This is a genomic window from Bartonella elizabethae F9251 = ATCC 49927, assembly GCF_000518165.1.
GTDB lineage: Bacteria > Pseudomonadota > Alphaproteobacteria > Rhizobiales > Rhizobiaceae > Bartonella > Bartonella elizabethae.
In genome coordinates this window covers 1-2227 of sequence record NZ_JADB01000037.1, presented here as the reverse complement: position 1 = coordinate 2227, position 2227 = coordinate 1, and the positions used below count along the sequence as shown (strand labels likewise).

Here is a 2227-nt window from a genome sequence, read left to right as displayed (position 1 = left end):
TTTCTTCAAAACTTTCTCTTCATGGGGATGTTAGTTATCAGCATGGGCTTAAAAAAGTTGGCTTTTCTGGTGCGAGTTTCTCTGCTGGATTGCGCTATCATTTTTAGCTATACATAAACTATATAGTAACTTATATATAAGTATATAATGTTATATTAAGTAAAAATGGCTCTTTAGTTTTATATTTATTGTATTTTAGGAATTTTGTTTACTTAAATATATATTTTATTCTTCAATGAAGACAAGTAGGGGAATAGGAGTCGAGAAGCGTTATGGTTTATGTATTTCAAAGACATGTATTTTTATGTAAGTTTACAACAGCTGTTCTTTATTTTCTACAGGTTACTTATGTGAGTGCTGCAGGAGCTTTAAATGATTTAGGAGATGCCTTTTATAAATGCGATGATAGAAAAATGCACTTTCTCGCAAATAAAGTTTATTACTTAAAAAGTTCTCAGGAGGAGTCTGCTAGTTTTGCACCTATTGCAGCTCTCTATGTAGAAAAACCAGGCACTATTGTTCATGCATCTCAGGTAACCGTTTATGGTGATAATCCAGATAAAATATCTGCCTATGGAGCATACGCAAGAAATGGTGGGAGACTTAATCTAACCGCCGCAGATTTTAAGTATATACCTGCTCTTCGTGCTCAAAATGCCGTTATTAGTATGACAGTAGGAGAAATTAAAGGAACATCACATGCTGTTTATGCATGGGGGAGAGAGACCGATATTTCTTTAGTGAGCGTGAATATCGATATTGAGCCTGATAATTTGAATGTAAAAGGGGTCGGTATTATGAGTGGCTTTGATGCAATGGTTAGAATGTCAGATGGTACTATTAATTTTAACCAGATTGGCTCATTTTCAACGCAGTTTGGGGGGCGCTATCTTCTCGAGAATATGGGGATTATAGGACAGGGGAGAAGAGAGGAAGCGAGAACAGATGATGATGGTCCTATGGGGGTATTGCCGGAAGCTTTTGAGGTTTTTCAAGGAGGGGATGTTTATTTGAAAAACGGTTTTTTTCAGCTTAACTCTATGCATGCATTCTTGATTAAAAATTTTTCAGGTTATGTTGGTGATAATGGCAAGATAATTCAAAAATATGTTTCACCGAATGGCTTTAAAAATACAAACATTAAGATAGAAAAAAACAATATTTCTGTGAAAGGAGAGGGGGCATATGGTCTGTATTTTAGTGTTTTAACTCCAGAAGAGCTTGCTAAAATGTCGGGACAACGCGAGGGTGAAAAACTTTTAAAAAGCAAAACAGTCATTACCGGGAAGGCGTTTGTTTCCTTATCAAAGACGGATATGACAGTTCCAGATGAAGTTGCAATTTATGCGAAGGGAAATAAAGACTATCAAGTAAAAGGCACTCTTGAATTATCAGATGAAACAAAGATTTCTGGTGATTTGTTGCTAAAAGCTGAAAATAATGCTTCTCTATTGGTGAAAGCGAATTTTTCTTTTCTTACAGGAGGGACGCGTGTTGACGATAAATCAACTCTTGATTTAGAGTTAAGTCGTTACTCAAAATGGTATATTACCAAAAGTAAATACAACGGTTTACAGGAATCTGTTTCATCACTTTCTTCTTTAAGTCTTTCCAATAGTACACTGATCTTTGATGATGGAGATATATCAAATGGGTATCAAATCTTGCGCATTGGGAGAAAAATAGGCATAGAAGCAGAAGATAAAACTCTGGCATCAAAAGATAAAAAAGTCTACAGCGCTGAGGGAAATGCTCAGATTAGGTTGAGTGCATTTTTGAGTGATGAGGGTTTGTTTGATTCCCAAAAAACCGATCGTATATTGATTTCTGGTGATGTCGTGGGAACGACATTCATTCAGGTACAAAGTTTTCCAAAAATTGCAAAAAAAGAAGTCTATCAGGGAAGAAATCAAAGTATTTCGCTCATTCAAGTTGCTGGAAAAGCGCAGGCAGGTTCTTTTCGACTTACCAATGGTTATGATGGTTATGCTACGGTGAAAGGTTTTCCTTATCAATATCGTATTCGTGGTTATGGTCCAGGTTCGCCCTTTGGAGAAGCGGATGCTAGGCAAAGATTAGTGGAGGGTGAGGGAGATTTTTGGGATTTCCGTCTTGAAGGGATTTATCTTCATTCTGGATTGGGTTCTTATCATGGTCCATTTGGTAAACCTGCTTCGTTTTCATTATCTCATCCTTTAGACTCTCCCCCTCCCGATTCACTTCCTAC

At 36.8% G+C, this 2227-nt stretch carries 1 pseudogene; it reads left to right on the top strand.

Going from position 1 to position 2227, the window contains the following annotated elements:
• Nucleotides 1-272: 272 nt before the first annotated feature.
• Nucleotides 273-2227 (top strand): annotated as a pseudogene (locus tag T429_RS0108440) (autotransporter outer membrane beta-barrel domain-containing protein); the annotation flags it as partial.